Raw genomic sequence first — 26,114 nt, 5'->3', positions numbered from 1 at the left:
AAGGATTGCCCTGTCACTTGAGTTGTGCATAATGAACTCATGCTGTTGACCTTCGCAACTGCGCCAAAAGAAAAAGCCGCCCTGGTTTCAAGGCGGCTTTTTCGCTTCTGGAACCCCTCTTTTTTAGAGAGTTTTAAGCACTATGCCCCTCCCCCCGCCCCGACCAAACGTGCCGCCCTGCTCTCGCCTGATGCGCTCGACGCGCCCGCCCGCTCGCCTTCGAAAGTCGCCCGGAAAACGGAGCGCACCGAATCCGCCCAGAAACCCCCGGTAATGGACCTGTTTGACAGCCGCGCGGCAGGAGAAGGCAGCCACCCGGTGGCATTCAAAGGCAAAGAACCTTCCAACCCGGACAGAACCCCCGCGAACAGCCGAAAAAAAGAGAGCATTGCCCTGCCCGAGCCGGCCAAGCCGAAAAAACCCAAACGCACGGGCCCGGCCAAGCTGTTCGTGCTGGACACCAATGTGCTGATGCACGACCCGATGTGCCTGTTCCGCTTCGAGGAACATGACATCTTCCTGCCCATGATCGTGCTCGAAGAGCTCGATGGCCACAAAAAGGGCATGACCGAGGTGGCGCGCAATGCCCGCCAGACCAGCCGCACGCTGGACGCGCTGGCGGGCGCCCAGGGCGCCGATATCGGCAAGGGCCTGAAGCTGGACACCACCGGCCACCCCGAAGCGGGCGGCAGCCTGTTTTTCCAGACCAAACCGCTGGATTACACGCTGCCCATGAGCCTGCCGCAGGGCAAGGCCGACAACCAGATCCTGGGCGTGGTGGAGGCCCTGCGCAAGGAATGTGCGCCCCGCGAGGTGGTCCTGGTGTCCAAGGACATCAATATGCGTGTCAAGGCACGGGCCCTGGGCCTGGCGACCGACGACTACCAGAACGACAAAACCCTGGAAGACGGCGACCTGCTGTATTCCGGTTCGCTGGCCCTGCCGGCGGACTTCTGGACGCGCCAGAGCAAGACCATCGAGAGCTGGCAACAAGGCAGTCACACCTTCTACCGCATCACCGGCCCCATCGTGGGAAGCCTGCTGATCAACCAGTTCGTGTTCTTTGAGGCCCCCGGCGAGCCGCCGCTGTATGCCCGTGTGACGGAAATCCGGGCCAAAACCGCGGTACTCAAGACCCTGAAGGACTACAACCACCTCAAAAACGCCGTCTGGGGCGTCACCACGCGCAACCGCGAGCAGAATTTCGCCATGAACCTGCTGATGGACCCGGAAGTGGACTTCGTCACGCTGGCGGGCACGGCGGGCACCGGAAAGACGCTGATGGCGCTGGCCAGCGGCCTCACGCAGGTGCTTGACGACCGGCGCTACACCGAAATCATCATGACGCGGGCCACGGTCAGCGTTGGCGAGGACATCGGCTTCCTGCCGGGCACCGAAGAGGAAAAAATGGGCCCCTGGATGGGCGCGCTGGACGACAACCTCGAAGTGCTGGGCAAGACCGACAGCGGCTCCGGCGAATGGGGCCGCGCTGCCACCAACGAACTGATCCGTTCGCGTATCAAGGTCAAAAGCATGAACTTCATGCGCGGCCGCACCTTCCTGAACAAGTACGTCATCATCGACGAGGCGCAAAACCTGACGCCCAAACAGATGAAAACGCTGATCACACGGGCCGGCCCGGGCACCAAGATCATCTGCATGGGCAACCTGGCGCAGATTGACACACCCTACCTGACTGAAGGCTCCTCGGGCATGACCTTTGCCGTCGACCGCTTCAAAGGCTGGCCGCATGGCGGGCACATCACGCTGGCACGCGGCGAGCGTTCGCGCCTGGCTGATTTCGCGAGCGAAGTGCTCTGAGCCCAGGAAAAACAGCGCCCCAATGAAAAAAGGCCAAGTCGCAAGACTTGGCCTTTTTCTTCGTCAAATTCTGGTGGGCGGTGCAAGTTTCGAACTTGCGACCCCTGCAGTGTGAATGCAGTGCTCTACCCCTGAGCTAACCGCCCTATCGGTCAGCCTATGATTATATGGTGTTTTGGGCCGATTTTCCGGCCCATGCCCGGAATTGCGTTTCCGTTCAGGCCGCCAGGGCGCGCCAGACTGTTTTCCCCTTGCTGGCCTTGTCGATCCCGGCCAGCAATTTCTCATGTTCGGCGACTTCCTGCTCATTGGCCGCCAGCAAGGGCAGTTCAAACACGCTCAGGTCTATCTGCGGTACGTTGTTGTCGCCCTCCTGGGCCGTGTCGCCCACGTCCATGACCAGCGCGTTCTGCCCGCGGGTCAGGTTGATATAGACGTCGGCCAGCAGTTCCGCATCCAGCAAGGCGCCGTGCAGGGTACGGCCTGAATTGTCGACCTCCAGCCGGTCGCACAGCGCGTCCAGCGAGTTGCGCTTGCCCGGGAACAGCTCCTTGGCCATCATCAGGCTGTCGGTGACCTTGGCCACGCAGTGCTTGATGGGCGGGCGGCCTATGAGTTCAAGCTCCTTGTTGAGGAAGCTCACGTCAAAGGGCGCGTTGTGGATGATGATCTCGGCGTCTCGCAGGTATTCCAGCAGTTCGTCGGCCACGGCGGCGAACTTGGGCTTGTCTTTCAGGAACTCGTTGCTGATGCCGTGGACCTTGAGCGCGTCCTCATGGCTGTCGCGTTCGGGGTTCAGGTAGAAGTGGCGGTTGTTGCCGGTGAGCTTGCGGGCCACCAGCTCCACACAGCCGATTTCGATGATGCGGTCGCCGTTTTCGGCGGAAAGACCAGTGGTCTCGGTGTCAAGAACGATTTGGCGCATGGCTCGATTATCGCCTCCGCGCAGGGCCGCCTTCGCCCGGTTTTTCCCGAAAACTCAGTGGTTTTCCTTGGCGTGGTTGATGGAGTATTTGGGTATTTCCACCGTCACGTCGGTCTGGGCCAGCACGGCCTGGCAGCTCAGGCGCGAATTGGGTTCCAGCCCCCAGGCGCGGTCCAGCAGGTCCTCCTCGCTTTCGTCGAGCTCGTTGAGCGAGTTGAAGCCCTCGCGCACGACAACGTGGCAGGTGGTGCAGGCGCAACTCAGGTCGCAGGCGTGCTCGATGTTGATCTTGTTGTCGAGCAAGGCTTCGCAGATCGAGGTGCCGGCCGGCGCGCTGATTTCGGCGCCCTGCGGGCAGTATTCGGGGTGAGGCAGTATTTTGATGATGGGCATGGTTGTCTCAGTCAGTCGGCTCAAACCGCCTCGATGTTTTTACCGGCCAGGGCCTGTTTGATGCCCCGGTTCATGCGCTGGGCGGCGAAGGCCTCCGTGCCTTTGGCAAGGGCTTGGGTGGCCGCCTCTATCGCGGCCGCGTCGCCGTGCGCGCGCGTGTCGGCCAGGCCGGCGATCAGGCTGTCGATCTGTGCGCGCTCATCGGGACTCAGCAGATCGGCGTCCGCGGCCAGCGCGCTTTGCGTGGCCAAGATCATGCGATCCGCATCGACCTTGGCCTCGGCCAGGGCGCGGGCATTCATGTCCTGCTGGGCGGTGGAAAAGCTATCCTGCAGCATGCGCGCGATGTCTTCGTCGGACAGGCCGTAAGAAGGCTTCACGTCAATGCGCGCTTCGACGCCACTGACCTGCTCTTTCGCGTTGACGCTGAGCAGGCCGTCGGCATCGACCGTAAAAGTCACGCGGATGCGCGCGGCACCGGCCACCATGGGCGGAATGCCGCGCAATTCGAAGCGGGCCAGGCTGCGGCAGTCGGCCACCAGGTCGCGCTCGCCCTGCACCACATGCAGGGCCAGGGCGGTCTGGCCGTCCTGGTAGGTGGTGAAGTCCTGCGCCATGGCCGTGGGAATGGTCTGGTTGCGCGGCACGATGCGCTCGACCAGCCCGCCCATGGTCTCTATGCCCAGCGACAGCGGAATCACATCCAGCAGCAGCAACTCATCACCGGTGTTGTTGCCGGCCAGCTGGTTGGCGGAAATGGCCGCGCCCAGCGCGACCACTTCGTCGGGGTTGAGGTTGACCAGCGGCTCACGGCCGAAGAAACTGGCCACCGCCTTGCGCACCTGCGGCATGCGCGTGGAGCCCCCCACCAGCACCGCGCCCTGAATGTCTTCCTTGGCCAGCTTGGCATCGCGCAGCGCCTTGCGAACGGCTGCCAGCGTGCGCTGGGTCAGGTGGGCTGTCGCGGTTTCGAAGTCTTCGGCCTTCATCTCGAAATTGACGAGGGCTTTGGCCAGCTGCACCGAAAAAGGCACCAGGTCGGCGGCCGACAGGGCTTCCTTGCAGTTTCGCGCGGTGCGCAGCAGGGCCGCTTTGTCCGTCGGCGCGAGTGTGTCGGCCGCCAGGCCCGCCTTGGCCAGCACCCAGTCGACCAGCGCGCGGTCGTAGTCGTCGCCGCCCAGCGCCGAATCACCGCCGGTCGCCACCACCTCAAAAACGCCTTGCGTCAGGCGCAGGATGGAAATGTCGAAAGTGCCGCCGCCCAGGTCGTAGACGGCGTAAACGCCTTCGCTGGCGTTGTCCAGGCCGTAGGCAATCGCGGCCGCCGTGGGTTCGTTGAGCAGGCGAAGCACATTCAGGCCCGCCAGTTGCGCGGCGTCCTTGGTGGCCTGGCGCTGGGCGTCGTCGAAGTAGGCCGGCACGGTGATCACGGCGCCGTAGATGTCGTCGTTGAAGGTATCTTCAGCGCGGTAGCGCAGCGTGGCCAGGATCTCGGCACTGATCTCGACCGGGCTTTTTTCGCCGGCGACGGTCTGCAGCGTGACCATGCCCGGCTTGTCGTTGAGCTCGTAAGGCAGCTGGGTGCGGCTGCCGATGTCGTCAATGCCGCGGCCCATCAGGCGTTTGACCGAAGAAATGGTGTTGCGCGGGTCTTCGACCTGCGCCGCCAGGGCCTCATAGCCGATCTGGCGCTTGTCGCCCTCCAGATAGCGCACCACGCTGGGCAGCAGCACCCTTCCCTGCTCGTCCGGCAGGCATTCGGACACGCCGTTGCGCACGCTGGCGACCAGCGAGTGCGTGGTGCCCAGGTCGATGCCGATCGCGATGCGCCGCTGGTGCGGGTCGGGCGTCTGGCCGGGTTCGGAAATTTGCAGGAGTGCCATGCGTGCTTGTCGTACTTTTTCTGTAATGCTTTATTGTCCCAGCAGGTCGATGCGCGCATCGACCTCGCTGGCAAAGCGCTCAATAAACATAAGGCTTCTGACCTGCCGGGCGGCTGCGGGAAAGTCCCTGTCCACGTCCAGCGATTGCGCTATTTTTGCCAGCTTCTCGCGCCCGCTCGACATGGCTTGCGAGGCGATTTCCTCAAAATCCTCGGCGGTCTCGGCCTCATCCAGCGCTTCACGCCACTGCATCTGCTGCACCAGGAAATCGTGCGGCATGGCGGTGTTTTTCTCGGCATCGATGGGTGCGCCATTGAGCTCGCACAAATAGCTCGCCCGCTTCAGCGGGTCCTTCAGGCGCTGGTAGGCCTCATTGATGCGCACCGACCACTGCATGGCCACACGCTGCGCCGCCGGGCCCTGGGCCGCGAACTTGTCGGGATGCGCCTCGCGTTGCAGGTCCTTCCAGCGCGCGTCCAGCGCGGCGCGGTCCTGCGCGAAACGCTGGGGCACGCCGAAAAGCTCGAAATCAGTGGATTGAAGGTTCATGCCGAGAAAAAGCCGCCAGCACCATCAGTGGAGGCGGCTTGGTTAGGGGAGCGGCACGCGTAAGACCGCCGGCCCGTCAAACCCGGAAACTTTCGCCGCAGCCGCAACGGTCACGCTCGTTGGGGTTGATGAACTTGAAACCTTCGTTCAAGCCTTCACGCACAAAGTCCAGCTTGGTGCCGTCGATGTAAGCCATACTTTTCGGGTCGACCAGCACCTTGACGCCGTTGTCTTCAAACACGATGTCTTCCGGCGCGATCTCGTCGGCGTACTCCAGCTTGTAGGCCAGGCCGGAGCAGCCGGTGGTCTTGACGCCCAGGCGCACGCCAACACCTTTGCCGCGCTTGGTCATGTAGCGGGTCACGTGCCTTGCGGCTGCATCAGTGAGGGTTACGGACATTTAAATCACTCGGAAATGAAACAGGTGACGGGTAAGGCGGTTTTGGTCAATGCGCGTGCTTTTGCTTGTAATCGTTCACGGCGGCCTTGATGGCGTCTTCCGCCAGGATGGAGCAGTGAATCTTGACCGGCGGCAAGGCCAGTTCTTCGGCAATCGCGCTGTTCTTGATGCTGGCCGCTTCGTCCAGCGTCTTGCCCTTGACCCATTCGGTCACGAGCGAGCTGGAAGCGATCGCGGAACCGCAGCCATAAGTCTTGAAACGCGCATCTTCGATCACGCCCGTCACCGGGTTGACCTTGATCTGCAGCTTCATCACGTCGCCGCAAGCCGGCGCGCCGACCATGCCGGTGCCTACCGATTCGTCGCCCTTTTCAAAGGAGCCGACGTTGCGGGGGTTTTCGTAGTGGTCTACCACTTTTTCGCTGTATGCCATTTTGTTTACCTCTTTAAGCTGTCGGGCGCGCTGCTCAGTGTGCAGCCCACTGGATGGTGGACAAGTCGACACCATCCTTGAACATCTCCCACAGGGGAGACAGTTCTCGCAGTTTCGCCACGTTTTCCTTGATGGTGGCGACCGCGTAGTCAATTTCTTCTTCGGTGCTCCAGCGGCCAATCGTCATGCGAAGGCTGCTATGCGCCAGTTCGTCGCTGCGGCCCAGGGCGCGCAGCACATAGCTGGGTTCCAAGCTGGCCGAGGTGCATGCCGAACCGCTGGAAACCGCCAGGCCCTTGATGCCCATGATCAGCGACTCGCCCTCGACGAAATTGAAGCTCATGTTCAGGTTGTGCGGCACGCGCTTGTCGGCGTGGCCGTTGAGGAACACCTCTTCGACGTCCTTGAGGCCGTTGAGCATGCGCTCATGCAGGGCACGTATGCGCTTGTTCTCTTCGTGCATCTCGGCCTTGGCGATGCGGTAGGCCTCACCCATGCCCACGCACTGGTGCGTGGGCAGCGTGCCCGAGCGCATGCCGCGCTCATGGCCGCCGCCGTGCATCTGCGCTTCCAGCCGCACGCGCGGCTTGCGGCGCACGTACAGGGCGCCTATGCCCTTGGGACCGTAGGTCTTGTGCGAGGTCAAGCTCATCAGGTCGACCGGCAAGGTGGCCAGGTCGATGTCAATGCGGCCGGTCGCCTGGGCGGCGTCCACATGGAAGATGATGCCTTTTTCGCGGCACAGGGCGCCAATGGCCGGGATGTCCTGGATCACGCCGATTTCGTTGTTGACGAACATGACGCTGACCAGGATGGTGTCAGGGCGGATGGCGGCTCTGAGCGCTTCCAGGTCCAGCAGGCCGTCGGCCTGCACGTCCATATAAGTCACCTCAAAACCCTGGCGCTCCAGTTCGCGGCAGGTGTCCAGCACGGCCTTGTGCTCGGTCTTGACCGTGATGATGTGCTTGCCCTTGGTCTTGTAGAAATGGGCCGCCCCCTTGAGCGCCAGGTTGTTGGACTCGGTCGCGCCGCTGGTCCAGACGATCTCGCGCGGGTCGGCGCCAATCAGGTCGGCAATCTGCCCGCGCGCCTTCTCGACGGCGGCTTCAGCCTCCCAGCCCCAGGCGTGGCTGCGCGAAGCGGGGTTGCCGAAGTGTTCGCGCAACCAGGGGATCATGGCGTCCACCACCCGCGGGTCGCAGGGGTTCGTGGCGCTGTAGTCCATGTAGATGGGAAAGTGTGGGGTGTCCATGTGGCTAGCTCTTTTTATTCACGGGCTGGCTGGCAGCGCGATCCAGGGTCATGCAATCAGTTCGCAAAGGGATGGGGCCGGGCAAATGCCGGCCCGGCTCCATCAGGATTTGGAGAACGCGTTGCCCAGTGCGAAGACCGAATTGGGCGCATTCACGCGTACCGGCTTGACGGCCGGCGCCGTGAAGATGGCCTTCTTGACCTGCGGGGTGTTTTCGATCACCACGCCCTTGGCAAGCTGGTCTTCCACCAGCTTTTGCAGGGTCACGGAATCCAGGAACTCCACCATGCGGCTGTTCAGCGATGCCCACAGTTCGTGCGTCATGCAGCGGCCGCCCTCGCCCAGGCAGTTTTCCTTGCCGCCGCACTGGGTCGCGTCGATCGGCTCGTCCACCGAGACAATGATGTCGGCCACGGTGATCTCCGAAGCCTTGCGGCCCAGGGTATAACCGCCGCCGGGACCACGGGTGGATTCCACCAGCTCATGGCGGCGCAGCTTGCCGAACAGCTGTTCGAGATAGGACAAGGAAATCTGCTGGCGCTGGCTGATAGCGGCCAGGGTCACCGGGCCGTTGTTCTGGCGCAGTCCCAAATCAATCATCGCAGTGACCGCAAAGCGGCCTTTGGTTGTGAGGCGCATAACAAGCTCCTTTAAATGGCTTGACTGTCGTTTTCACCCTGCAAACTTGTGGCTTACAGGGAACTCTTCCTCCAGCCGCCCAGGTCAGTCAACCGGTATCGCGGGGGCTTTTTGTTGTTCTGGTATTGTTCTTGACTGTTTTCGTCAAGTTTAACACAGACAGGGGTTTTCCCGCTGGGCGCCCCAAAAACATGAGGACTAACCCGTAGCCTCACCCGTCAAATGCACCGATATGGTGCATTTGGGGATTGAGGAGCGTCTCAAGCCCGGGCTTGGCCCGCAGCGGGCAAAGGCAGCACATTGTCGACGCCGGGAGCGCCAAAGGCCTGTTCCTTGAGGCTGTGCAGCTGGTCCCGCACCCGGGCGGCTTTTTCGAACTCCAGGTTCTTGGCGTGTTCGATCATCTGCTTTTCCAGGCGCTTGATTTCGCGGGCAATGTCTTTTTCGCTCATGTCCTCGACCAGCGCCTTTTGCATCTCGAGCTTTTCGGCTTCCTTGCCGGATTTCTCGCTGTAGACGCCGTCGATCAGGTCGCGGATGCGCTTGACCACGCTGCGCGGCGTGATGCCGTGCTCGAGGTTGAAGGCGATCTGCTTGTTGCGCCGCCGCTCGGTCTCGCCCATGGCCTTTTTCATGGAGTCGGTGATGCGGTCGGCATACAGGATGGCGCGGCCATTGAGGTTGCGGGCCGCCCGGCCTATGGTCTGGATCAGGCTGCGCTCGGCGCGCAAAAAGCCCTCTTTGTCGGCGTCCAGGATGGCCACCAGCGAGACCTCGGGAATGTCCAGGCCCTCGCGCAGCAAGTTAATGCCCACCAGCACGTCAAAAGCGCCCAGCCGCAGGTCGCGCAGGATTTCCACGCGCTCGACCGTGTCCACATCGCTGTGCAGGTAACGCACCTTGACGCCGTTGTCGCTCAGGTAGTCGGTCAGCTGTTCGGCCATGCGCTTGGTCAGCGTGGTGATCAGCACCCGTTCGTTCTTCTCGACCCGAATGCGGATTTCCTGCAGCACGTCGTCGACCTGGTGGGTGGCCGGCCGCACCTCGACCTGCGGGTCGACCAGGCCTGTGGGCCGGACCACCTGCTCCACCACCTGGCCGGCATGCTCCTGCTCATAGGCCGCCGGCGTGGCCGACACGAAGATGGCCTGCCGCATCTTGGACTCGAACTCCTCGAACTTGAGCGGCCGGTTGTCCAGCGCGCTGGGCAGGCGAAAGCCGTACTCCACCAGCGTGGTCTTGCGCGCCCGGTCGCCGTTGTACATGGCGTTGAGCTGGCCGATCATGACGTGGCTTTCATCCAGGAACATCAGTGCGTCCTTGGGCAGGTAGTCGCACAGCGTCGAGGGGGGCGAGCCCGCCGGCGAGCCGCTCAGGTGGCGGGTGTAGTTTTCGATGCCCTTGCAGTGGCCGATTTCGCTGAGCATCTCCAGATCGAAGCGGGTGCGCTGCTCGATGCGCTGGGCCTCCACCAGCTTGCCGTCGGCGACGAACTGGGCCACCCGCTCGGACAGCTCCAGCTTGATGGTCTCCACCGCCGTCATGACCTTGTCGCGCGGCGTGACGTAGTGGCTTTTGGGGTAGACCACAAAACGCGGGATTTTCTGGCGAATGCGGCCGGTCAGCGGGTCGAACAGCTGCAGCGACTCGATCTCGTCGTCGAACAGCTCTATGCGTATGGCCAGCTCGGAATGCTCGGCCGGGAAGACGTCGATCACGTCGCCGCGCACCCGGAAGGTGCCGCGCGCGAAATCCTGCTCGTTGCGCGTGTACTGCATGCGGATCAGCCGCGCGATCACGTCGCGCTGGCCCATCTTGTCGCCTATGCGGGCGATAAAACGCATCTGCGTGTAATCCTCGGGCGCACCTATGCCGTAAATCGCGCTGACCGTGCCGACGATGATGGTGTCGCGCCGCTCCAGCACGCTCTTGGTGGCCGACAGCCGCATCTGCTCGATGTGCTCGTTGATGGCCGAGTCCTTTTCAATGAAAAGGTCGCGCTGCGGCACATAGGCCTCGGGTTGGTAGTAGTCGTAATAGCTGACGAAATACTCGACCGCGTTCTTGGGGAAAAACTCGCGGAATTCGCTGTACAGCTGTGCCGCCAGGGTCTTGTTGGGGGCGAACACGATGGCCGGGCGGCCCAGGCGGGCGATCACATTGGCCATGGTGAAGGTCTTCCCGGAGCCGGTCACGCCCAGCAGGGTCTGGAACACCTCGCCGTCCCTGACGCCCTCGACCAGTTGCTCGATCGCCACCGGCTGGTCGCCCGCCGGCGGATAGGGCTGGAACAGTTCGAACGGCGAATCCGGGAAACGGACAAACTGACCCTCGCGCGGGGCCGGATCCGCCACCTCGGTTATGACTTCAATAGCTTCTGGCATAAAACCTCGATCAAGCCCCGTTAAAATTCGGGGCAACCAAACAGAATACGACATTCGGCCGAAAATGGGAATTGCAATCCCCCATCGCCCTCCGACCGCCGTGTTGATACCTCTTGTAGCCTTTTTTCCGGTCAGCTTGTGACCTAAATCCCCGTACCGTCGCTTTCGCCTTTTTTCACTTTTTCTGAGGATATTTCATGTCTTTGTTTACCGCTGTCGAAATGGCCCCGCGTGACCCCATCCTGGGCCTGAATGAGCAGTTCAATGCCGACACCAATCCCAACAAGGTCAACCTGGGCGTGGGCGTGTACTACGACGACAACGGCAAGCTCCCCCTGCTGCAATGCGTGCAGGCGGCCGAAAAGCAAATGATGGAATCGCCCAAGGCCCGCGGCTACCTGCCGATTGACGGCATCGCCGCCTACGATGCGGCCGTCAAAGGCCTGGTCTTCGGCGCCGACAGCGAACCGGTCAAGAGCGGCCGCGTCGCCACCGTGCAAGGCATAGGCGGCACGGGCGGCCTCAAGGTGGGAGCCGACTTCCTCAAAAAGCTCAGCCCCAATGCCAAGGTGCTGATTTCCGACCCGAGCTGGGAAAACCACCGCGCGCTGTTCAGCCAGGCCGGTTTTGCCGTTGAAAGCTATCCTTACTACGATGCCGCCAAGCGCGGCGTCAACTTCGACGGCATGCTCGCCGCCCTGAACGCGGCAGCCGAAGGCACCATCGTCGTGCTGCATGCCTGCTGCCACAACCCGACCGGCTACGACATCACCGCGGCCCAGTGGGACCAGGTGATCGCCGCCGTCAAGGCGCGCAAGCTCACACCCTTCCTCGACATGGCTTACCAGGGCTTCGGCCACGGCATTGCCGAAGACGGCGCCGTCATCGGCAAATTTGTGGCTGCCGGCCTCAGCTTTTTCGTGTCGACCTCGTTTTCCAAGAGCTTCAGCCTCTATGGCGAGCGCGTGGGTGCCCTGTCGGTGCTCTGCGAGTCCAAGGAAGAAGCCGACCGCGTGCTGTCGCAGCTCAAGCTGGTCATTCGCACCAACTACAGCAACCCGCAGATCCACGGCGGCATGGTGGTGGCCACGGTGCTCAACACGCCGGCGCTGCGCGCCCAGTGGGAGCAGGAACTGGCGGAAATGCGCGTGCGCATCAAGGCCATGCGCCAAAAGCTCGTGGACGGCCTGAAGGCCGCCGGCGTCAAGCAGGACATGAGCTTCATCACCGCCCAGATCGGCATGTTCAGCTATTCCGGCCTCAGCAAGGACCAGATGGTGCGCCTGCGCAATGAGTTCGGCGTCTACGGCACCGACACCGGCCGCATGTGCGTGGCCGCACTCAACAGCAAGAACATCGACTACGTCTGCGCGTCCATCGCCAAGGTCGTCTGATTCCCCTGCCGGTCTCTCTCCCTCCCAGCCCGGATGGTTTCATCCGGGACGCCCTGCAAAACCGCCACAACCAGCGCATCCTGCAGCAATTGCCCACCCTGGGCCTGCCGGATGCCTGGCTGGTCGCGGGCTGCCTGTTCCAGACGGTCTGGAATGTGCGTTCGGGTAATCCGCCCGAAGCCCATATCAAGGACTATGACCTGTTCTACTTCGACCCCGCCGACCTTTCGGAGGCGGCCGAGGCCCGGGTCCATGCGCGGGTCCAGTCCGCTTTTGCCGGCCTGGGCATCACGGTGGAAGCCAAAAACCAGGCCCGCGTCCACACCTGGTACCAGGATTACTTCGGCTTTCCCTACCCTGCCCTGCGCAGTTCCCGGGACGGCATAGACCGTTTCCTGGTCACCAGCACCTGCGTGGGCTTGCAAGCCGGCGCTTCAGGCCTGACGCTTTACGCGCCGAACAGCCTGGACGCGCTCTACCAGGGCCGGCTCAGCCCGAATCCGCTGTGCCCGCACCGGCCGCTGTTTGAGAAAAAAGCCGCCGCCTACCAGGAGCGCTGGCCCTGGCTGCAAATCCAGGCTTGATCCGGGCTGATCAGCCCCAGACCGCGGAGCGCATCGAAATCGAACCGGCCTGGAAGCTGGTATTGAAAAAGCGCATGGCCTCCTTGCCGTCGGCGGCGCCGGCCGCATACAGCAAGGGCAGGTAGTGTTCATAAGTGGGGTGCGCCATTTTGGCGACCTGGCCCAGCTTCTGGAAGTTCTGCAGCGCATCAAGGTTGCCCTGCTGCAGATAGCCGCCCGTGATCTGGTCGAATTCCAGAGCCCAGTCATAGGCTTGGCTGCCGGTCGCGCCGCGCTGCATCTGGCGCAGGTTGTGCACGATGTTGCCGCTGGCGACGACCAGCACCCCGCGCTCGCGCAAGGCCTTGAGCTGCTTGGCCAGCGCATAGTGGTCCTCGGGCGCGCGGCCGTAGTCCATGCTGAGCTGGATCACCGGGATGTCCGCGTCCGGGAACATGGGCTTGAGCACCGACCAGGCGCCATGGTCCAGCCCCCACTCGCTTTCGTCCAGGCCCAGCGGCGCCGAGGCCCGCTGGCGCACCAGCTGGCTGATGGCCTGTGCGGCGGCCGGATCGCCGGGCGCCGGGTATTGCTGGTCGAACAGCTCCTGCGGAAAGCCCCCGAAATCGTGGATGGTCTTGGGCTTGTCCATAGCGGTCAGCCACCAGCCCTCGGTCAGCCAGTGGGCGGAAATACACAAAATCAGCTGCGGCCTGGGGTATTTGGCCCCAAATTCGGCGCCCAGCGCCTGCCAGCTGCGCCGGTATTCGTTGTCGCCTATGGCGTTCATGGGACTGCCGTGGCCCACAAAAACCACCGGCATCCTGTCGGATTTCTTCAGGGAGGCGATTCGGTCCAGCGCGGAGGCGTCGATAGTGGGGAGCATAGTGTTGTTTCCTGTTCGGGGAGCGGCACCAGGGCGGGCAAAACCGCCGGCCGGAGGGCAAAATGGTAAGTGTTCCTTCAATTCCGCAGGTGGCGGCGGTTTATCGCCAAAACAAGCCCGGCCGCCGCCTCGTGGTGCTTTGGCACCAAAGCCGTGAAAAGAGCCCGGAATTGGTGGTTTTCCTCAAAACAGTGCGGCCAGCCCCTGTTATATTGCACTGCAACATACTACGATTTACCTGTCATAACGACATCACCACGACATAACCCAAGGTTGACCCCCGATGCTGTACCAAGTCTATGAAACCCAGCGCACCTTGATGGAGCCCTTTGTCGACTTCGCGCAGGCCGCCGCCAAGCTCTACGGCAACCCCCTGTCGCCCCTCGGGCAGAACCCCTTTGCCCAGCGCGTGGCCGCCGGCTACAGCCTGATCTACCGGCTGGGCAAGGACTACGAAAAACCGGCTTTTGACATCCGCACCGTGGACGTCAACGGCACCGAGGTCAGCATCCACGAGCGCGTGGAAATCGACAAACCCTTTTGCGAACTGCGCCGTTTCAAGCGTTTCACCGACGACCCGGCCACGCTGACGGGCCTGAAGGGCGAACCCGCGGTGCTGATCGTGGCGCCGCTGTCCGGCCACTACGCCACCTTGCTGCGCGACACCGTGCGCACCATGCTGAAAGACCACAAGGTCTACATCACCGACTGGAAAAACGCGCGCACCGTGCCGCTGTCCGACGGCTCCTTCCACCTGGACGACTACGTCAACTACGTGCAGGAATTCATCCGCCACATCCAGGGCATTTACGGCAATTGCCACGTCATCAGCGTGTGCCAGCCCACCGTGCCGGTGCTCGCGGCGGTGTCGCTGATGGCCTCGCGCGGCGAGACCACGCCGCTGAGCATGACCATGATGGGCGGCCCCATCGACGCGCGCAAGTCGCCGACCGCCGTCAACAACCTGGCCATGAACAAGAGCTACGAGTGGTTTGAGAACAATGTGATCTACCGCGTGCCCAGCAACTTCCCGGGCGCCGGGCGCCGCGTCTACCCCGGCTTTTTGCAGCACACCGGCTTCGTCGCGATGAACCCCGACCGCCACGCCAGCAGCCATTACGACTACTTCAAGGACCTGATCAAGGGCGACGACGCCAGCGCCGAGGCACACCGCAAGTTCTACGACGAATACAACGCCGTGCTCGACATGGACGCCGATTACTACCTGGACACCATCAAGACGGTGTTCCAGGAGTTCAAGCTGGTCAACGGCACCTGGGACGTCAAGAACGTGGACGGAGAACTGGAGCGCGTGCGGCCCCAGGACATCAAGACCACGGCCCACTTCACCGTCGAAGGCGAACTGGACGACATCTCCGGCTCAGGCCAGACCGAGGCGGCCCACAGCCTTTGCCACAACATCCCCAAGGCCTTGCAAAAGCACCTGGAAGTCAAGGGCGCGGGCCATTACGGCATCTTCAGCGGCCGCCGCTGGCGTGAGATCGTCTACCCGCAGGTCAAGGCCTTTATCCAGGCGAACAACCGGCCTTCGGTTCCGGCCAAACGGGCAGCGGCGGCAAAAACCACCGCAAAATCCACGGCCAAGTCCGTTGCGAAGCCGGCGGCCAAAAAAACGGCGCGCGGCAAACAAGCCTGAAAGCTGTACGGCGCGGCCGGGCCCAAGGCCGTGACTGGTAGGACAATAGGCCGGTGAGCTCCCCCACCGACTTGCGCCTTTTCGAGCGCCTCAACGCCGCCCTGCCCCAGACCCAGTGCACCCGCTGCGGCTACCCTGACTGCGCGGCCTACGCGCAGGCCATGGCCTCGGGCGAGGCCGCCATCAACCAATGCCCGCCGGGCGGCGCCGAAGGCGTGCAGCGCCTTTCGGCCATTACCGGCCTGCCCGCCCTGCCCCTGAACCCCGCCAACGGTAAGGAAGGCCCGCGCGCTGTGGCCGTCATCGACGAGAACTGGTGCATAGGCTGCACCCTGTGCCTCAAGGCATGCCCGACCGACGCCATCCTGGGCAGCAACAAGATGATGCACACCGTGATCGAGCCTTGGTGCACGGGCTGCGAGCTGTGCATCCCGGTGTGCCCGGTCGATTGCATCAGCCTGGAAAACGTCACCGGCGCACGCACCGGCTGGCAGGCCTGGTCGCAGCAGGAGGTCGACACGGCCAAGGCACGCTATGAGCGCCATCGGACCCGGCACAAGAAGGAAGGCAAGCCTCCCAGCGTGGACACCGGTTCGACATCCCTCGCGCCCCCGGCCTCCGCCGCACGCCCCGAGTCCGATCCCGCCGTGGCGGACCGCAAACGCGCCGTGATCGAAGCGGCGCTGGCCCGGGCCCGGGCGCAGCGCGCAAAAGAGTAAGCCGGCTTTTCAGCCCAGGGCCGAAAACGCCTTGACCACTTCGGGCGGCGCCTGCACCAGCTCGATCAGCACACCCTCACCCGCGATCGGGAACTCCTCGTTGGCCTTGGGGTGCAGAAAGCAGATGTCAAAACCCGCAGCGCCCTTGCGTATGCCGCCGGGCGCGAAGCGCACACCTTTGGCCGCCAGCCATTCCACGGCCTTGGGCAGGTCGTCTATCCACAGGCCCACATGGTTGAGCGGCGTGGTGTGCACCGCGGGCTTTTTGTCCACATCCAGCGGCTGCATCAGGTCGACCTCGACCTTGAAGGGGCCGCTGCCGATCGCGCAGATGTCCTCATCAACGTTTTCGCGTTCGCTCACAAAATTGCCGGTCACTTCCAGGCCCAGCATGTCGACCCACAGCGTACGCAGTCGGTCTTTACTTGTGGCGCCGATGGCGATCTGCTGGATTCCGAGAACTTTAAAGGGACGTCCGGGGCTCATTACTGGAACTCCACAATCGGTTGGTCCACGCTCAGCGACTCACCCTTGGCGGCCAGCACCTTGCCGACAACGCCGTCGGCCACGGCGAACAACACGTTTTCCATCTTCATGGCCTCAATCACCGCCACACGCTCGCCGGCCTGCACTTTCTGGCCCACCTGCACCGCCACGTCCACCAGCAGGCCCGGCATGGGAGAGAGCACATAGCGGCTCATGTCGGGCGGTGCCTTGTAGGGCATCAGGGCATGGAGCTGCGCCGCGCGCGGCGTCAGCACCAAGGCATCAAGCCGGGTACCGTTGTGGGCGACGCGGATCGCCAGCGGATTGCGTCCGACACCGCGCTCGACTTGCGCGGCAAAAGGCTGGCCGTTGACGGTGCCGCGTATGCGCGCGCCGCCCAGGTGCCAGTTGCTGCAAATCTCATAACTCCTGGCACCTACCTCCACCGTGCCGGAACCGGTTTGCGCCTGGTAGTTGCCCACCGTCACCGGGTGCGGCGTGTTCTGCCCCGCCGCACCCAGGCTGACGACGACGAACTCCTCGCCCACCGTGACGCCATGGCCCGGCAACTGGCCGCTGATGCCGGCCGCGCGGCCCAGCATGCGGCGGTTCACATAGGCCGCCAGCGCCAGCAGGAAGGACGGGTCTTCATGCGGCACGTCTTCGGCCTGGAAACCCTTGGCATAGTTCTCGGCGATAAAGCCGGTGTTGAAATCGCCCGAAACAAACTTGGGATGCGCCAGCAAGGCCGCCTGGAAGGGAATGTTGCTGGAGATGCCGCGGATCACAAAACCATTGAGCGCCTCGCGCATTTTGGCAATCGCCTCCTTGCGGTCCTTGCCGTGCACGATGAGCTTGGCGATCATCGAGTCGTAAAACATCGGAATCTCGCCGCCGTCCTCCACGCCGGTGTCGACGCGCACGCCGTACAGCTGCGCGGTGTCGGCCGCAAACATGGTTTCCTTGGGCGGCTGGAAGCGCACCAGCCGGCCCGTGGAGGGCAGGAAGCTGCGGAACGGGTCTTCGGCATTGATGCGGCATTCGATGGCCCAGCCATTGCGCTGCACGTCTTTCTGCGCAATCGGCAGCTTCTCGCCGGCGGCCACGCGAATCATCAGTTCCACCAGGTCCAGCCCGGTGATGCATTCCGTCACCGGGTGCTCTACCTGCAGCCGGGTGTTCATCTCGAGGAAATAAAAGCTCTGGTCCTTGCCGACCACAAACTCCACCGTGCCGGCACTCTGGTACTTCACCGCCTTGGCCAATGCCACCGCCTGCTCGCCCATGGCCTTGCGCGTTGCGTCGCTGATGAAAGGCGACGGCGCCTCTTCAATCACCTTCTGGTGGCGCCGCTGTATCGAGCATTCGCGCTCGTTGAGGTAGACCACATTGCCGTGGCTGTCGCCCAGCAGCTGGATTTCGATATGGCGCGGTTCCTCGACAAACTTCTCGATAAAGACGCGGTCGTCGCCAAAGCTGTTGCGCGCCTCGTTGCGGCAGGAGGTAAAACCTTCCAGGGCCTCCTTGTCGTTGAAGGCCACGCGCAAACCCTTGCCGCCGCCGCCCGCGCTGGCCTTGATCATCACCGGGTAGCCGATGCCCTTGGCGATCTCCACGGCCTTCTCGGCGCTCTCAATCGCGTCGTTCACGCCCGGGATGCAGTTGACGCCCGCCGCGCCGGCCAGCTTTTTGGACTCGATCTTGTCGCCCATGGCGGCAATCGAATAATGCTTGGGGCCTATGAAGACAATGCCCTCTTCTTCCACCCGCTTGGCAAAACCCGCGTTCTCGCTCAGAAAGCCGTAGCCGGGGTGCACCGCCTGCGCGCCCGTCTGCTTGCAGGCCGCGATGATCTTGTCGGCCTGCAAATAGCTGTCGCGGCTGGGCGCCGGGCCTATGTTGACGGCCTCATCGGCAAGCTCGACATGGCGTGCGTCCTTGTCGGCGTCGGAGTACACGGCGACGGTCTGGATGCCCATCTTGCGGGCGGTCTTGATGACCCGGCAGGCGATTTCACCGCGGTTGGCTATGAGAATTTTGGTAAACATCATTGAACCTGTTTTTGTTGGCCGCTTCAGCGGTTGATAAACATGGAGTAAGTCGGTGGATTCTGTGAGTGATCAACGAACACATAGGCGGTGCCGTCCGAGCAGAAGTTGGCGACCTCGGCCGTGCCACCCCCTTCCAGTTCCACCCAGTTGTCGATTTGCAGCAGCATCCTGCCGGGCGGGCTTTGCTGCACACCGTTGGCCGTCCAATAGGGAACGCCACCGCTCTTGGTACGCCAGGCACTGGCCCAGTTGTGCGGATGTGCGATTTCGTCTGGCAACTCGAAATAGCGGGTGTTGTCGTAGAAGGCTTCTTCAAGCTCGGGCGGCGCACCATCGTCGTCAGCACGCCAGCCCACGACGCCCAGCTCGGGCAGCACGGCCGGCGGCCCGTCCTTGGCATCGGCGGGCGGCTCAGTGGCCAGCGCGCCCAGCGCGCTTTGCGGCACCGTGAAAGCGGTGTTGGCGCCGGCGTCAAGCTCCCAGAAGCTGCAGACGCTGTCCCACTCGCACTTGAACAGAAACAGCACTTCGCCTTGCGCGATCGGCAGCTCGGGCACGGCGGCCGGCAGCTGCGCAAGATGGCTCATGGGCCGCCCGCACTCCTTGCAGGCGGGCCAAAGGCGCGCGGGCAGCCCCCAGGGCAGGCCGCCCAGCTTGGGCACCAGGCCGGTCGCCGCGCCTTCGCGGAATCGGGGATAGTGGCTGATCACCGCGCGCTCACAGCGGAATGTTGCCGTGCTTGCGCCACGGGTTTTCGATCTTCTTGTCGCGCAGCATCACCAGCGAGCGGCAGATGCGCTTGCGCGTTTCATGCGGCAGGATCACATCGTCAATAAAACCGCGCGCGCCGGCCACAAAGGGGTTGGCAAAGCGGGCCTTGTATTCGGCTTCCTTGGCGGCCAGCTTGGCCGGATCGCCCTTGTCTTCGCGGAAGATGATTTCCACCGCGCCCTTGGCGCCCATCACGGCGATCTCGGCGTTGGGCCAGGCGAAGTTGACGTCGCCGCGCAAATGCTTGGAAGCCATCACGTCGTAGGCGCCGCCATAGGCCTTGCGTGTGATCACGGTGATCTTGGGCACGGTGCATTCGGCGTACGCGTACAGCAGCTTGGCGCCGTGCTTGATGATGCCGCCATATTCCTGGCTGGTGCCGGGCATGAAGCCGGGCACGTCGACAAAGGTGATCACCGGGATGTTGAAGGCATCGCAAAAGCGCACAAAGCGCGCGGCCTTGATGGAACTCTTGATGTCCAGGCAGCCGGCCAGCACCAGCGGCTGGTTGGCGACGATGCCCACGGTCTGCCCTTCCATGCGGGCGAAGCCGATGATGATGTTTTTCGCGTATTCGGGCTGTATTTCGAAGAAGTCGCCGTCGTCCACCGTCTTGACGATGAGCTCCTTCATGTCGTACGGCTTGTTCGGGTTCTCGGGCACCAGCGTGTCCAGGCTCAGGTCCATGCGGCCGGCCGGGTCGGCGCTGGGACGCACCGGGGCTTTTTCGCGGTTGTTCAGCGGCAGATAGTTGTAGAGGCGGCGCAGCATCAACAGCGCCTCGACGTCGTTCTCGAAGGCCAGGTCGGCCACGCCGCTGCGGGTGGTGTGGGTGGTGGCGCCGCCCAGCTCCTCGGCCGTGACTTCTTCATGGGTCACGGTCTTGACGACCTCGGGGCCCGTGACAAACATATAGGAGCTGTCCTTGACCATGAAGATGAAGTCGGTCATGGCCGGCGAATACACCGCGCCGCCGGCACTGGGTCCCATGATCATGCTGATCTGCGGAATCACGCCGCTGGCCATCACATTGCGCTGGAACACATCGGCATAACCGCCCAGCGAGGCCACGCCTTCCTGGATGCGGGCGCCACCCGAATCGTTAAGGCCTATGACGGGCGCGCCCACCTTCATGGCCTGGTCCATGACCTTGCAGATTTTTTCGGCATGGGCCTCGCTCAAGGCGCCGCCGAACACGGTGAAGTCCTGGCTGAAGACAAACACCAGGCGGCCGTTGATCATGCCGTAGCCGGTGACCACGCCGTCGCCGGGAATCTTGTTGTCCTGCATGCCGAAGTCGGTGCAGCGGTGCTCGACAAACATGTCCCACTCTTCAAACGTGCCTTCGTCCAGCAGCAGCTCCAGCCGCTCGCGCGCCGTGAGCTTGCCTTTGCCGTGCTGCGCGTCTATGCGCTTCTGGCCGCCGCCCAGGCGGGCCGCGGCGCGTTTCTTTTCGAGCTCTTCAAGGATTTCTTGCATGGTGTGTTCCGCTATTTGGACGAAAAAATTTACCGGGCTGGTTCAAACAAAAGGCGCGCGGCGGCCTGGCTCATGCGGCGCGAATCGTGCCCCACGCCCGGCACGGTGACGCGCTCCCAGGCCAGCGGCGTTCCCAGCTTCTGCGCCTGCGCCTGGGCCTGCGCGAAGAAGTTGCTGCCGCGCTCGAAGCGGTTCACGCCCTGGGCCGCGGCCTGCCTGGCCCTGGGCAGGTTGGCTGCGTCGGTCTGGATGTCGGCCTCGCCGAGCAGCACCACCAGCTTGCGCGCGAAGACCTGCTTAAGCTTGTCCGGGCTGACGATGCTTTCGTTCAGCGCATAAGGAAACTTGTCGTCCATAAGGCCGGGGTAACTGGGCATGGTGTAGCTGCCGGCATTGGCCGCCACCGCGACGGAAACGCGCGGCGCCTCCGTCAACAGCATGAAGCGGTGCACAAACTGCCCGCCCGCCGAATGGCCGAACAGCAGGTAGTCGGTGGCCGACAACCCCTCATCGGCGCGGAGAAAATCAAACAGGTGCTCGACGATCTGGAAGGACCACTGGCTGCGGTCACGGCTTTCAATGCCGCCCATGTTGAACAGCCGCGAGGAAAACCGCGCCTCGTCGAATTCCGGGGCCAGCACGATGAGCTTGTTTTTCTCGGCAAAAGGCAGCCAGTTGTCGCGCATGCGCGAGCCTTGGCGCTCGGCGCCGTGGATCACCATCATTACCCTGGCATCGGGCCCGGCGCTACGCGCCTTGTAGTAATACACGGTGACAGGCTTGTCCGCGAAAAAGCCTTTGTCGGTGAAGACAAAGCTGCCCGGCTCGCCGGCCGCCATGCCGCCGGCCCAGGCGATGCAGGCCTGCAGAAGCAGCGCGCAAAGAACGAGTGTCTTTTTCATGCTTTCCCTCCTTTGGCCGCCAGGGCCAGCAAGCTGCGTGCGGCAGTGGATGCCGCGACTTCGCCGCGCGCCACCTCGGCGATGAGGCCGGGCAAGCGCTCGCGCACCTGCGGGTCCTGGCGAAAGGCCTGCTTGAGGCCTGCATCTATGCGCTCCCACATCCAGGAAAGCGACTGCTGCTGGCGCCGCGCGGCGAACTGGCCGCTGGCGGCCTGCAAGTCCTTGAACCGCGTCACGGCCGCCCAGAACAGGTCCACGCCCTTGTTGTGCAGCGCGCTGAGCTGTATCACCTGCGGGTGCCAGTTTTTGTCGAAATTGGCGGCCTGCTCGCTGCTCATGGCGTTGTTGACCAGGCCGAACAGGCGCATGGCCGAAGTGATCTGGGCTTCGGCCCGCATGGCCGCATCGGCGTCGATGTCGGCCTTGTTGATGATGACCAGGTCGGCCAGCTCCATCACGCCCTTTTTGATGGCCTGCAGGTCGTCGCCGGCATTGGGCAGCTGCATCAGCACAAACATGTCGGTCATGTTGGCAACGGCGGTTTCGCTCTGGCCCACACCCACGGTTTCCACAATCACCACGTTGTAGCCGGCGGCTTCACAGACCAGCATGGCTTCGCGCGTTTTTTCGGCCACGCCGCCCAGGTTGCCGCTCGAAGGGCTGGGCCGGATGTAGGCGCGTTCATGCACCGAGAGCTTTTCCATGCGGGTCTTGTCACCCAGGATGGAGCCGCCCGAGACGGAGGAAGAAGGGTCGACGGTGAGCACCGCGACGCGATGGCCTTGCGCAATCAGGTACAGGCCCAGCACCTCGATAAAGGTGGACTTGCCGACGCCGGGTACGCCGCTGATGCCCAGTCGCATGGCTTTGCCGGTGTGCGGCAGCAGGGCCGTGAGCAGTTCGTCGCCCTGGGCGCGGTGGTCGGCACGCGTGGATTCGAGCAGCGTGATGGCCTTGGCGATCGCACGGCGCTGGGCCATGGCGTCCGGGCCCAGGATGGCCTGGAGGAAATCAGGCGCGGCCATCACGCCACGCGCTCCGCTGCGGGCCATTCGTAGTGCAGGTCCACGCCCTCTTCGCCTCGCAGCACAAAACCGTGGCGCAGATAGAAACGGTTGGCGTCGCTTTCTTTCAGCGCGGTCAGCTTGACGGCCAGGCCGCGCTCGCGCGCCTGGGCCAGCACCTGGCGCAGCACCCACGAACCTATGCCCTGGCCGCTGGCGCTGCTGCGCAGGTAAAGGTGGTCAAGCCGCAGGGCCATTTCACCTGCGGCGCCTTCGGGCTTGAGCGTGAAAAACCCCACGCGCTGGCCGTCCAGCAGGATGTGCTGCATGTAAGCCGGAAAAAAGCCTGCCGCCAGCCGCTCGCGCGAGCGTGCCAGGTCAAAGCGGCCGACGCGCTCCAGGCTGGGCCGCATCGCGTCTATGCGCAAGGCCAGCATGTCCTCGAAGTCAGCGGCAACAACCGGCTGCAGGGACAGGCGCATGCTGATGTCGGTCACCGCACACTCACTTCGCAACAGCGGCGCGGATCTGTTCCAGCACATCCTTGGCGCTGGCCGGGATCGGCGTGCCCGGGCCGTAGATGCCCTTGACGCCGGCCTCGTAAAGCATGTCGTAGTCCTGGCGCGGGATTACACCGCCCACAAACACGATGATGTCGTCAGCGCCCTGCTTCTTGAGCTCGGCGATGATGGCCGGCACCAGCGTCTTGTGGCCGGCAGCCAGCGTAGAGACGCCCACCGCATGCACGTCGTTTTCAATCGCCTGGCGGGCGCATTCCTCGGGCGTCTGGAACAGCGGCCCCATGTCGACGTCAAAGCCCAGGTCGGCGAAAGCCGTGGCCACCACCTTGGCGCCGCGGTCGTGGCCGTCCTGGCCCAGCTTGGAGATCATCACGCGCGGGCGGCGGCCCTGCTCTTCGGCAAAGGCATTGATTTCGGTCTTGAGGGTTTCCCAGCCTTCGGCCGAGTCATAAGCGGCAGCGTACACACCGGTCACCTTTTGTGTATCGGCGCGGTGGCGCCCGTAGACTTTCTCGAGGGCATCGCTGACCTCACCCACCGTGGCGCGCAGGCGCACGGCCTTGATGCTGAGGTCCAGCAGGTTGCCGTTGTTATTCTCGGCGGCCGCGGTCAAGGCGTCCAGTGCGGCCTGAACCGCCGCATTGTCGCGGCCGGCCTTGATGGCCTTGAGCCTCTTGATCTGGCCTTCGCGCACGGCCACGTTGTCGATGTCGCGCGATTCGATCGCGTCTTCGGTCTTGAGCTTGTACTTGTTGACGCCGACGATGACGTCCTTGCCGCTGTCGATGCGCGCCTGCTTTTCAGCCGCCGCGGCCTCGATCTTGAGCTTGGCCCAGCCGCTGTCCACAGCCTTGGTCATGCCGCCCATGGCCTCGACTTCCTCGATGATGGCCCAGGCGGCGTCGGCCATGTCCTGGGTCAGCTTTTCCATCATGTAGCTGCCGGCCCAGGGGTCTATCACCTGGGGGATGTGGGTTTCTTCCTGGATGATGAGCTGGGTGTTGCGGGCGATGCGGGCGCTGAACTCTGTGGGCAGGGCAATCGCTTCGTCGAAGGAATTGGTGTGCAGGCTTTGCGTGCCGCCGAAGACAGCAGCCATGGCCTCTATGGTGGTGCGCACCACGTTGTTGTAGGGGTCCTGCTCGGTCAGGCTCCAGCCCGAGGTCTGGCAGTGCGTACGCAGCATCAGGCTTTTCGGGCTCTTGGCGTTGAAGCCCTTCATGATGCGGCACCACAGCAGGCGGGCGGCGCGCATCTTGGCGACTTCCAGGTAGAAGTTCATGCCTATGGCCCAGAAGAAGCTCAGGCGCCCGGCGAATTCGTCCACGTCCAGGCCCTTGCCCAGCGCGGTTTTTACGTACTCTTTCCCGTCGGCCAGGGTGAAGGCCAGCTCCAGCGCCTGGTTGGCGCCGGCTTCCTGCATGTGGTAGCCCGAGATCGAGATCGAGTTGAACTTGGGCATGTTCTGCGCCGTGTATTCAATGATGTCGCCGATGATGCGTATGCTGGGCTGGGGCGGAAAGATATAGGTGTTGCGGACCATGAACTCCTTGAGGATGTCGTTCTGTATGGTTCCGCTCAGCTTGTCCTGGCTCACGCCCTGCTCTTCGGCCGCCACCACATAACCCGCCAACACCGGCAGCACCGCGCCGTTCATGGTCATGGAGACGCTGACCTTGTCCAGCGGGATCTGGTCGAACAGTATCTTCATGTCCTCGACCGAATCGATGGCCACGCCAGCCTTGCCCACGTCGCCGGTCACGCGCGGGTGGTCGCTGTCGTAGCCGCGGTGCGTGGCCAGGTCGAAGGCCACCGAGACACCCTGCCCGCCGGCGGCCAGCGCCTTGCGGTAAAAGGCGTTGGACTCCTCGGCGGTGGAAAAGCCCGCGTACTGGCGAATCGTCCACGGCCGCACCGCGTACATGGTGGCCTGCGGGCCGCGAATAAAGGGCTCAAAGCCCGGCAGCGTGTTGGTATGGGGAAGGTCTTTGACGTCCTCGGCGGTGTACAGCGGCTTGACGCTGATGCCGTCCGGCGTTTGCCAGTTGAGCGCGCCCAGATCGCCGCCAGGCGCCGACTTGGCGGCTGCCTTGGCCCAGGCCTCCAGGCTGGCAGCGGGAAATTCAGGTTCGGAATGAGGCTTGGACATGGGATGTTGTTACCGTACAGTGCTTGAGGCCGAAGCTGCGATGCCAGCAGCATAGGCTCAAGCCAAGGTGAATACATGAATCGGGGGCAAGTTTACATCATTTATAATTATTGATGCAAAATTCAGTTTCAGTTAAGATACCGCCAGCGCTGACAGGAAGCAGCGCCCGCTGAAGCTTCCTGCCCCACCCAAAAAACACCCCTATGTCCATGGCCGCCGTGTCCCTGACTCCCCGAGCGCTTTATGAAGAAGTCGCCGAGCTTTTGCGCCAGCGCATTTTCAGCCGCGAGCTGGCGCCGGGCAGCTGGATAGACGAACTCAAGCTGGCCGAGGAATACGGCATCAGCCGCACGCCGCTGCGCGAGGCCCTCAAGGTGCTGGCTACCGAGGGCCTGGTCACGATGAAGGTGCGGCGCGGCGCTTATGTGACGGAAGTCTCCGAACGCGACCTGGCCGACGTCTACCACCTGCTCGCCCTGCTCGAAAGCGACGCGGCCGGCGTGGTGGCCACCCAGGCGACGCCGTCCCAGCTCAAGGAACTGCAGGGCCTGCACGAGGAACTTGAAAAAGCCGCCGGCAACCGCGAGCGCTTTTTCGAGATCAACGAGGCCTTTCACATGCGGCTGCTGGAAATCGCCAACAACCGCTGGCGCGACCAGATGGTGGCCGACCTGCGCAAGGTGATGAAGCTCAACCGCCACAACTCGCTGCTCAAGAGCGGCCGTATCGAAGAGTCGCTGGCCGAGCACCGCGCCATCATGCAGGCCCTGGCCGCGCGCGACGCCGAGGCCACCGCGCAGCGCATGCGCGAACATTTCAGGAACGGGCTGGAAGCGGCAGCCTGACAGGCCCA

At 63.3% G+C, this 26,114-nt stretch carries 24 protein-coding genes and 1 tRNA gene; 6 read left to right on the top strand and 19 right to left on the bottom strand.

From position 1 onward, the window contains the following. Positions 1-39: 39 nt before the first annotated feature. Positions 40-1,821 carry a PhoH family protein gene (locus ACEN9P_RS20595; RefSeq protein ID WP_495620320.1) on the top strand — a complete coding sequence of 594 codons (1,782 nt, stop codon included), beginning with the start codon at positions 40-42 and terminating at the stop codon, positions 1,819-1,821. A 71-nt stretch (positions 1,822-1,892) separates the two neighbouring features. On the opposite strand, the gene ACEN9P_RS20590 is transcribed toward ACEN9P_RS20595, so the two are convergent. The 10 genes from ACEN9P_RS20590 to uvrB all read right to left on the bottom strand — a co-directional run bounded on the left by ACEN9P_RS20590 (position 1,893) and on the right by uvrB (position 10,679). Beyond that, a tRNA-Val gene (locus tag ACEN9P_RS20590) sits at positions 1,893-1,967 on the bottom strand. Positions 1,968-2,038: 71 nt separating this feature from the next. Beyond that, positions 2,039-2,746: a DNA polymerase III subunit epsilon gene (dnaQ, locus tag ACEN9P_RS20585; RefSeq protein ID WP_495620319.1), complete on the bottom strand. Its 708-nt coding sequence runs from the start codon at positions 2,744-2,746 to the stop codon at positions 2,039-2,041. Positions 2,747-2,800: 54 nt separating this feature from the next. Beyond that, positions 2,801-3,139, bottom strand: coding sequence for an ISC system 2Fe-2S type ferredoxin (gene fdx, locus ACEN9P_RS20580; RefSeq protein ID WP_007867024.1), 339 nt, complete (start codon positions 3,137-3,139; stop codon positions 2,801-2,803). 20 nt (positions 3,140-3,159) lie between these two features. After that, complete coding sequence (gene hscA / locus ACEN9P_RS20575) at positions 3,160-5,022, bottom strand: Fe-S protein assembly chaperone HscA (RefSeq protein WP_495620318.1); 1,863 nt, start codon at positions 5,020-5,022, stop codon at positions 3,160-3,162. 30 nt (positions 5,023-5,052) lie between these two features. Next, a complete protein-coding gene (gene hscB / locus ACEN9P_RS20570) occupies positions 5,053-5,571 on the bottom strand; it encodes a Fe-S protein assembly co-chaperone HscB (RefSeq protein WP_477662989.1) in 519 nt (172 codons plus the stop codon). 76 nt (positions 5,572-5,647) lie between these two features. Further along, on the bottom strand, positions 5,648-5,971 hold the full coding sequence (gene iscA, locus ACEN9P_RS20565) for an iron-sulfur cluster assembly protein IscA (protein WP_413328515.1): 324 nt from the start codon (positions 5,969-5,971) through the stop codon (positions 5,648-5,650). Positions 5,972-6,017: 46 nt separating this feature from the next. Then, complete coding sequence (iscU, locus tag ACEN9P_RS20560) at positions 6,018-6,404, bottom strand: Fe-S cluster assembly scaffold IscU (RefSeq protein WP_007867013.1); 387 nt, start codon at positions 6,402-6,404, stop codon at positions 6,018-6,020. Between the two features lie 34 nt (positions 6,405-6,438). Next, a complete protein-coding gene (locus tag ACEN9P_RS20555) occupies positions 6,439-7,656 on the bottom strand; it encodes an IscS subfamily cysteine desulfurase (RefSeq protein ID WP_477662988.1) in 1,218 nt (405 codons plus the stop codon). Positions 7,657-7,758: 102 nt separating this feature from the next. Beyond that, positions 7,759-8,295 (bottom strand): Fe-S cluster assembly transcriptional regulator IscR, encoded by a 537-nt coding sequence (gene iscR / locus ACEN9P_RS20550; RefSeq protein WP_007867011.1) that lies wholly within the window; start codon positions 8,293-8,295, stop codon positions 7,759-7,761. 260 nt (positions 8,296-8,555) lie between these two features. Further along, entirely contained in the window at positions 8,556-10,679 is a 2,124-nt protein-coding gene (uvrB, locus tag ACEN9P_RS20545) for an excinuclease ABC subunit UvrB (protein WP_477662987.1), read from the bottom strand. Between the two features lie 197 nt (positions 10,680-10,876). Between uvrB and ACEN9P_RS20540 the strand changes: the two genes are divergently transcribed. Both ACEN9P_RS20540 and ACEN9P_RS20535 read left to right on the top strand, forming a co-directional pair. Then, positions 10,877-12,073 carry an amino acid aminotransferase gene (locus ACEN9P_RS20540; RefSeq protein ID WP_477662986.1) on the top strand — a complete coding sequence of 399 codons (1,197 nt, stop codon included), beginning with the start codon at positions 10,877-10,879 and terminating at the stop codon, positions 12,071-12,073. After that, positions 12,073-12,657 (top strand): nucleotidyltransferase family protein, encoded by a 585-nt coding sequence (locus ACEN9P_RS20535; protein ID WP_495622207.1) that lies wholly within the window; start codon positions 12,073-12,075, stop codon positions 12,655-12,657. Before ACEN9P_RS20540 ends, ACEN9P_RS20535 begins: the two co-directional genes overlap by 1 nt. Before the next feature lie 10 nt (positions 12,658-12,667). On the opposite strand, the gene ygiD is transcribed toward ACEN9P_RS20535, so the two are convergent. Continuing rightward, positions 12,668-13,522: a 4,5-DOPA-extradiol-dioxygenase gene (gene ygiD / locus ACEN9P_RS20530; protein ID WP_477662984.1), complete on the bottom strand. Its 855-nt coding sequence runs from the start codon at positions 13,520-13,522 to the stop codon at positions 12,668-12,670. Between the two features lie 283 nt (positions 13,523-13,805). Between ygiD and ACEN9P_RS20525 the strand changes: the two genes are divergently transcribed. Together ACEN9P_RS20525 and rsxB are read left to right on the top strand one after the other, a co-directional pair. After that, entirely contained in the window at positions 13,806-15,179 is a 1,374-nt protein-coding gene (locus ACEN9P_RS20525; RefSeq protein WP_477662983.1) for a polyhydroxyalkanoate depolymerase, read from the top strand. A gap of 53 nt (positions 15,180-15,232) precedes the next feature. After that, positions 15,233-15,898 (top strand): electron transport complex subunit RsxB, encoded by a 666-nt coding sequence (rsxB, locus tag ACEN9P_RS20520; RefSeq protein ID WP_495620317.1) that lies wholly within the window; start codon positions 15,233-15,235, stop codon positions 15,896-15,898. A 9-nt stretch (positions 15,899-15,907) separates the two neighbouring features. Here the strand turns inward: rsxB and ACEN9P_RS20515 are convergent, their stop codons facing one another. The 8 genes from ACEN9P_RS20515 to scpA are packed head-to-tail and all read right to left on the bottom strand — an operon-like array spanning position 15,908 to position 25,261. After that, a complete protein-coding gene (locus ACEN9P_RS20515) occupies positions 15,908-16,384 on the bottom strand; it encodes a VOC family protein (protein ID WP_477662981.1) in 477 nt (158 codons plus the stop codon). Then, positions 16,384-18,432, bottom strand: coding sequence for an acetyl-CoA carboxylase biotin carboxylase subunit (locus ACEN9P_RS20510; RefSeq protein WP_495622206.1), 2,049 nt, complete (start codon positions 18,430-18,432; stop codon positions 16,384-16,386). Before ACEN9P_RS20510 ends, ACEN9P_RS20515 begins: the two co-directional genes overlap by 1 nt. A 26-nt stretch (positions 18,433-18,458) precedes the next feature. Then, on the bottom strand, positions 18,459-19,145 hold the full coding sequence (locus ACEN9P_RS20505; protein WP_495620316.1) for a YwqG family protein: 687 nt from the start codon (positions 19,143-19,145) through the stop codon (positions 18,459-18,461). Between the two features lie 7 nt (positions 19,146-19,152). Next, the gene (locus ACEN9P_RS20500; protein WP_477662978.1) at positions 19,153-20,685 is read right to left on the bottom strand and encodes an acyl-CoA carboxylase subunit beta; all 1,533 of its coding nucleotides are present in this window, start codon (positions 20,683-20,685) and stop codon (positions 19,153-19,155) included. A gap of 29 nt (positions 20,686-20,714) precedes the next feature. Then, entirely contained in the window at positions 20,715-21,587 is an 873-nt protein-coding gene (locus ACEN9P_RS20495) for an alpha/beta hydrolase family protein (RefSeq protein WP_495620315.1), read from the bottom strand. Next, a complete protein-coding gene (gene meaB / locus ACEN9P_RS20490) occupies positions 21,584-22,612 on the bottom strand; it encodes a methylmalonyl Co-A mutase-associated GTPase MeaB (RefSeq protein WP_495622205.1) in 1,029 nt (342 codons plus the stop codon). The genes ACEN9P_RS20495 and meaB overlap by 4 nt, the downstream gene beginning before the upstream one ends. Continuing rightward, positions 22,612-23,133, bottom strand: a complete 522-nt coding sequence (locus tag ACEN9P_RS20485) for a GNAT family N-acetyltransferase (RefSeq protein ID WP_495620314.1) — start codon at positions 23,131-23,133, stop codon at positions 22,612-22,614. The genes meaB and ACEN9P_RS20485 overlap by 1 nt, the downstream gene beginning before the upstream one ends. Then, positions 23,096-25,261 carry a methylmalonyl-CoA mutase gene (scpA, locus tag ACEN9P_RS20480; protein WP_495620313.1) on the bottom strand — a complete coding sequence of 722 codons (2,166 nt, stop codon included), beginning with the start codon at positions 25,259-25,261 and terminating at the stop codon, positions 23,096-23,098. Before scpA ends, ACEN9P_RS20485 begins: the two co-directional genes overlap by 38 nt. Before the next feature lie 209 nt (positions 25,262-25,470). Between scpA and ACEN9P_RS20475 the strand changes: the two genes are divergently transcribed. After that, complete coding sequence (locus ACEN9P_RS20475; protein ID WP_477663015.1) at positions 25,471-26,106, top strand: GntR family transcriptional regulator; 636 nt, start codon at positions 25,471-25,473, stop codon at positions 26,104-26,106. Positions 26,107-26,114 lie beyond the last annotated feature (8 nt).

It is taken from the genome of Polaromonas sp. Polasp52 (genome assembly GCF_059491565.1).
Note: the sequence above shows the minus strand (reverse complement) of the source record. Positions and strands in the feature narration are given on the sequence as shown.